This window comes from Streptomyces sp. T39 (genome assembly GCF_008042045.1).
Lineage (GTDB): Bacteria > Actinomycetota > Actinomycetes > Streptomycetales > Streptomycetaceae > Streptomyces.
Window position 1 is genome coordinate 1 of the sequence record NZ_RDBP01000082.1, and the last position, 604, is coordinate 604.

Consider the following 604-nt stretch of genomic DNA (forward strand, 5'->3'; position numbering starts at 1 on the left):
GGCCGGCAGCCGGACGAGGCGGTCACCGCCGGGCTCGCCCTGCTCGGCGACGCGCTCGACGGCGTGCGCCACACCTTCACCTCCCGCACCGTCCTCGTCTACGACCGGGCCCCGCTCGGCCGGACCCTCATCGCCGGTCCCTACGGACGCCGACAACTCCCGGACCGGGACTGGGTGCTCGCCTCCGACGTCGTCGTCGCCTTCACCGACTGGGTCCAGCTCGACTACGCCTCCTCGGCGCTGCGCGGCTCGTCGGCCGCCGGCCCGTGCGTCGAGGAAGGCGGCCAGTTCCCCGCCGAGCAGCGACGGGCCGGCGCCCGGTGGGGCCTGCACTACTACACCGGCTCCGTGGTGTCGGGGCTGATCGGCGACCTGGAGGAGCACGCCGCCCGGGCCGGCAACCCCGTGCTGCGGGGACCCAGCGAACACAGCCTCGCCTGCGGCGCGCTGGCCCGCTGGCAGCTCGACGGGGCGCCGTTCCTGATCGTGGTCACCAGCGGGATGATCGACGAGTTCCGCGGCACGCTGGCCAACCTCCGGGAGAGCCGCGCCCGCGGATTCATCGTCTGCGCCGACTCGTCACCCGGCGCCTGGTTCCCCTTCC

General features: G+C 74.8%; 1 pseudogene. It reads left to right on the top strand.

The window, feature by feature from the left end:
- Positions 1 to 604, top strand: a pseudogene (locus tag EAO77_RS39095) (hypothetical protein); the annotation flags it as partial.